Below are 6330 nucleotides of genomic sequence, written 5' to 3' on the forward strand. Positions count from 1 at the left end.
TGAATATCAGGGTGCCGAGAAGGTCAACGGAACCTGCTTACTACTGCCATCCGGCTGCGGCACGCTGATATTCACCTGCAGCGTGCCACTGAAATCAGCGGGCGGCGTTCCGCTGATCTTGCCGCTCGCCGGGTCAACACTGAGCCAGGATGGTAGCGGCTTGCCATCTGCGGTACTGGCCTGCACCTTGCTACCTGCCGGCAAATTGGCGGGTACCGTCACGCTGGCACTGAAGCTGCCGTTGGCGCCCGTCTGTACCAGCGTCCTGCCCGCACCTTGCAGCTGAACATTTTGCACCTGGACGGAAGCACCGACATTGGTCAAGCCTGCATTGGCGCTACCGGACACCACTGTCTGTGATTTCACACCAGCCGCCCCCTGCACCACCACCGAGCCATCAGACTGGGCCTGGGTTCCCTGCAGGCTGACCGCCCCACCGGCATTGACCGTCAGATTGCCGGCATTCTGGATATTGACCGTCTGCTTGCTTTCCCCACCACTGATCTGAGCCTGATTGATCATGGCCGAGCCATTGCCTGCTGCGCCGCCGATACCACCGCTGATGGAGCTGCTATTGGCCGTTCCCAGGGTGACATTACCACCGGCCTGGATGCCGACATCACCACCGCTTTGCAGCTGAGTCCCTGCCAAAGAAGCATTTCCACCGGCGCTGATACTCAGACCGCGTCCACCTTGCAGGCTGGCCACCTGGGCAGAGCTGCTGGTGCCACCATTCAGGCTGAAACCGTTATCCGCGGCATTGGCCTTCGTCTCGGTCTTGTTTTCTTCGCCCTTGGCCGCTTCCGGTGCGGCAGTATCACCTGGCTTGGCGCCTGACTTGGCGTCTGACTTGGCGGTCGATGCGGCAGCATCAGGCTTGCTCGCTGCCGTACTGCCGCTGCCAGCTGCCGGCTTGCTGGTTTCCTTGCTGACACTACCGCCAATCGATGCATCAAATCCGACACTGCTGGCTGTGCTGACGGCGGCCTTGACATCCACATTGCCACCAGCAACGACGCTGGCCTGTCCGGTAGCGGCGACCGAAGTCCCCTCCAGCGTGGTGTTGCCACCCGATGACAACTTCAGGTTGCCGCCAGAGCTGATGCTGCCGGCCTGGGCGGTATCACTGCTGGACTGGGAATAATTGCCACTGACCGCGAATTCACCACTCTTGCTGGTTTTGTTGTTACCGCCTTCGGATGATTTTTCCTTACTGGCTCCGACAGAGGCATCCACACCGAAGGACTGGCTGTTATCCGTGCTATGGGCTGCTTGAAGATTGAGGTTGCCACCCGCGCTGATGCTGGCGTCACCGCCACTGCTCAGATTGCTTCCTACCAGGGTAGTGTTCTTACCGGAAGTGATATTCAGCCCCGTGCCTGCATTGATACTGCCCACGACTGCCGTGCTGCTGCTATCGGTCGACTGGCTATATCCGCCACCAGCCTCGAATCCCTTGCTGCCCTTGTCTGCAGTAATCGATAGCGATGCATTGGCATCACTGCTGCTGGAACTGCTGGTGTTCTTGGCAGCATCAACAGTGACATTGCCACCCGCCTTGATTGTGGTGCTGTCAGCCGAGCTCAGCGTTGTGCCTTCCAGGCGAGTATCTCCGCTGGTGCTGATGTTGAGTTTGCCTCCGGAACTGATATTCCCCACCACCGCGGTGCTGGAGCTGGCACTGGACTTGGAGCCATCATACGAACCATTGGCTCCGGTACCGGTACCTTCCAGTGCAACCTGTACCTGTGCCTTGCCACTGGTGCTGGTGGAACTGTCGCTGGTGGTATTGGCGGCCGCTTTGTAATTGAGCGAGCCGGCCGCAAGATTCACGTCACCACCGGCATTGATATTACTTCCCTCCAGCGTAGTGGCACCCTTGGAGCTGCTGTTGACCTTGCCCCCCACCGTGATATTGGATACCACGGCATTGCTGCTGCTGGAGGTGCTGCCATCCTGCTGATACTGATAGCTGGCCCGAATACCAACCCCCGCGCCGGCCGATGCATCGCTGTCGCTGCTGGTTGCCCCGGTCAAGCCCTTCGTACCAAGCCCGCCATTGGCATTACCCGATGCCGAGGCGCTGGCCGAAGCACTGGCAAACAAGCCAACCGTCGCGGTATTGCTAGTCGTGCTGGAGCTGGAATAGGTGGTATTCCGTGCGGCCTGACTGGTAATGGTGTTGGCCGACTGGTTCAAGTCGCCACCGGCAGTGATCTGGGTACCTACATCGTTAATGCTGTTGCTGGCATTACGATTGATATTGCCACCTGCCGACAGCGATGAGGTCACTGCGGTCGTGGAGCGATCAATCGAGCTTTGCTGGGTGTTGTTGACCTTCACCCCCACGCCAGCATCAGCCGAGGCCTGGGCCGAGCCACTGGCGCTGCCCGACATATTGGCGCCATTGGCATTGGCATCCGCATTGGCGCTGGCACTGGCATTGGCATTGGCGTACAAGCCCACCGAGGTGGTATTGCTGCTGCTGCTGACCTGGTGCACATCATTCACGGCCTCAAACGACATGTCTTTGGCCTTGAGATTCAGATCATTACCAGCCCCCAGCGAAGAGCCCTGGGTCGTCAGCTTGTTGCTGGCATTGATATTGAGATTGCCGCCACTGCTGATACCTGAGCCCTGATGGGTGATATCCAGCGTATTGGTATTGCTGGTGGTCGTGCTCATCAGCGTCAGGTCATTATTGGAAGAAGCGCTGGCCTGAGCATTGGCCGACGCCTGGGCATTCAGCTTGCTGGCATCCGCCCCCACGCTGCCCCCCAGCTGCCCCTTGCCGGCCTGGCCGGAAGCACCGGCTCCACCGGAATTGGCAGAGGCATTGGCCCCGGCACTAGCACTAGCCTGGTTGTCGCTGCTGGCCATGAAACCAACAGAAGTGGTAGAGGTGTGGGTATTGGTGGTGGAGACATCCGCCACTGCCAGTACGTTGACGTTCTGGGCATTGATGGTGGCATCACCGCCAGCGGAAACCTGCGATCCCTTGAGCGTGACGTCCTTGCTGGCATTGACCGTCAGATTCCCCCCCACATCCAGGGTGGAAGCGACATGGCGGGTATTCAAGGTGTCCGTGGTTGTCGTCGAAGTCGATGACAATACCAGGCCAGCCGAGCCCTGCGCCTGCGCCCCAGCCTGGGCGCTGGCATCGGCACTGGCCTGACCGCCACCGGAAGACGCAGACGAACCAGAACTAGCAGAAGCACCGGATGAACCGGCAGAGCTGGTGCTCAGGAAGGTCGTGGTTTTGGTGGTGGTATGGCTGGTATCAGAGTCCAGCCCGGCCAGCACATTCACATTGGTGGCGTTAAGCGTGGCGTCGCCATTCACCTTCATGGCAGAGCCCTGCAGGGTCACATCTTTCCCTGCACTGACCGTGGCATTGCCGCCCACATTCAAGGTACTGCCGACATTGCGATTGGACTGGGCGTCCGTCACGGTAGAGGTACTGCCATACAGACCGCCACCTACACCGATACCCGAGCCGGAGCTTTCGCTATGCGTAGTGGTCGAGTTGGCCCGTGCCAGCAGATTCACATTGCCGGCAGCATCCAGATTGGCGTCTCCGCCCACATTCGTGTTGGTGCCTGCCAGTGTAATATCCTTACCAGCGCTGACACTCAGGTTACCGCCGCTGCTCAGACCCGACGTGATCTGCTGGGTGGTGGTGGTGGTCGTCGTTGTGCGGCTGGAGCTCAGGAAACCGCTTTCCGAGCTGTGGGTGGTGTTGGTATTGGTGTTTTGTACCGTGTCGAAAGTGACACTACCTCCAGCGCTCAGGCTAGCATTGCCACCGGCAGCCACATTGGCGCCCAGGTTGCTGATGTCCTTGGCTGCAGTCAGGCTCAGGTCGCCGGTCGAGCTGATACCGGCCTGCTTGCCAATACTGGTCGCGTATAGCTGGCTACCACCGCTGCCCTGGGTCAGGGTCTGGTTGACAATGTTGCCGCCGGTGGAGTTCAGGCTTACATCACCACCGCTGATCGAACCCGAAGTATTGGTGATGTCACCCTTGCTGGTGATATTCAAGCTTTGACTGCCACTGATGCTGCCACCGGTATTGCTCAGGCTGCTCACCTTCAGATTGACATCGTTGCCGGCGATGACTGCCCCGCTCTGGATACCCGCGATGGTGGCCGGTGCCAGGAATACCTGCGGCACCAGCACGCTCTGGCCATTCACCGTGGTGCTAACCATCCACACCATGTCCTGCGTCAGACCAGCCAGCTGTTGTGCAGTCGGTGCCTGCCCCAGCGTCAACCCCAGCGACTTGCTGGAGGCCACACCGTTTTGCATCAGGGTTTGCAACTCTGCAGTCTGATTCTGATAGCCCTTGAGCAAGTTGCTGCCGGTCTGGGCAATCAGTTGCTGCTGAATCAGATAGGCCTCGTAATTGGCATCGCCCAGTCGGGTCTGGGTCGTGTCGGGATTGAAGCCCAACTGAGTCAACATGTAGTTGGAGCCGTCGAAACCGGCATTCAGATTGCCCATCAAGGGATTGGTTTCAATCAGGTAATGCGCACCTGGCTGGGTATTGGGAACAAAGTAGCCATTGGGATTGGTCGGCAGGGTAATGTGAATGCCACCAAAGCTGATGCTGCTTGCACCGCTAGCCGCACTGCTGGTGCTGGCGTTAGTGGCAGAACTGCCGCTGGTAGCGCTGGTCGTGCTGGCATTGGTGGCGGTACTACCGCTGGCACCACCGGCCGTGCCTGCCTGAGTGGCATTGCTGCCGCTTTGCCCCGGGTTTGCTCCCGTCGCCGCAGACCATGGCGAACCCAGGTTGACCAGGTTGAAATTATTGCCGTTCAACTGGCTGGCACGGATACCTGCACCCGGGCTGTATGTCGACGTGGTGCTGTGTACGACAGGCCCGGAATCGTTATGATCCGAATCGTCGGTATAGGTCGCCGGCCCCTGCGCGATATAGTCAATGTAATGCTCCCAGGTCTGCTGATAATTTTTCTGCTGCAGTGAATAATCATCATTGGTAAAAGTGGAGCCGTTATTACCTTGCAGATTGACCGTCGAGCCCGAAATGACACCGGCCAGATTGTAGGCGGTATTGAAGTTCTGCAGTGTCAGCGTTCCACCGGCGATGATCTGTGGCTTGGGTGGCGTGGCCTGACCGCCGATCACCGGATAGGCGGCATCATAGTATTGCGTCTGCGTCCAGGTACGCTGGTAATACCAGGTTTGGGTACGGTTTGCCCCATCGCAATCAGAGCAATCATCATGTCCGGTCTCTACCGTGCCGGAATCATTGGAAGCCGCACCCCAGACACGCTTGTCACCACCTGGCACGACATTATTGATGGTCGCCGCCGTCAGGGTGATGTCACCACTGGCATTGATGGTGCTGTTATTGGTAATGGTGCTGGCAGTCAGCGCAAGATTGCCTCCTGCATTCATGGTGCCCACTGCCCCGCTGCTTTCGCTGCCAACGTTGGTAATGGTATAGCCGCTGGCAGTGGCTGCCAGATTGTTACCGGCAAACAGTGCACCACTGTTGCTGATGTCACCAGCGCTATTCAGTGTCAGATTACCCAGCGCAGAAATGCCACCCGTGCTGCTCACCGTTACCCCGGGGGCATTCAGTACCAGATTGTCCAGCGAGTAAATACCGGCATTGTCAGTCAGTGCCGAATGCAGGGTCAGGGTACCGGTGCCACTACCACCACGCGCAGCAATGATGTGCGCCGAGCTACTGGCAAAACTCAGCGAGTTCAGGTCTAGCGTCATATCCCCTTGCGACTGGACTGACTTGCCACTGCCTATGCTCAGGCTATCGGCGGTCACATTCAGGGTATTTCCCTGAATGGTGCCATTATTGGTGATCGCGCGGCGGCTACCGCCCTGGCCACTGATCGCCAGGGTCTGATCAGCCACAATGGTATTGCTATTGTTCAGCCCACCACTGCCCAGGGACAGGCTTAAATTACCTGCCGATTGCAAGGCGCCGCTATTGCTGATGGTGCCCGCACTCACCGTGCCACCCCCACCAGTCTGGCTAGCCATATTGATCAGCGCACCGCTGTTGTTGCTCAGGGTATTGCTAACAGTCAGGCTGCTGGTTGCCGACGTGCCGGCCTGAATATTGCCGCTGTTATTCAGTGTCCCCGCGCTCACATTCAGCTTGTCACCAGCCAGCAAGGCTCCGCTGCTATTGGTCAGCGTGGTAATACCGCTGGCCGTCAAAGTGCCGCCAGACTGAATGCTGGCATTGCTGTCATTGGATAGCGTGCCGCCCAGTGTCAGGCCCAGATCACCCGTAGCCAGCAGTTTGCCGCTGATATCCGCACTGCCCGCAGTCAGATT

1 protein-coding gene is annotated in these 6330 nt (G+C 58.7%); it reads right to left on the reverse strand.

The window, feature by feature from the left end; genetic code table 11:
• Positions 1-6 precede the first annotated feature (6 nt).
• Positions 7-6330, reverse strand: a 6324-nt coding sequence (locus EAY64_RS14140) for a hemagglutinin repeat-containing protein (RefSeq protein WP_147456233.1), incomplete at its 5' end; no start/stop codon positions are given.

The organism is Aquitalea palustris (assembly GCF_003693445.1).
GTDB classification, from domain to species: Bacteria; Pseudomonadota; Gammaproteobacteria; order Burkholderiales; family Chromobacteriaceae; genus Aquitalea; species Aquitalea palustris.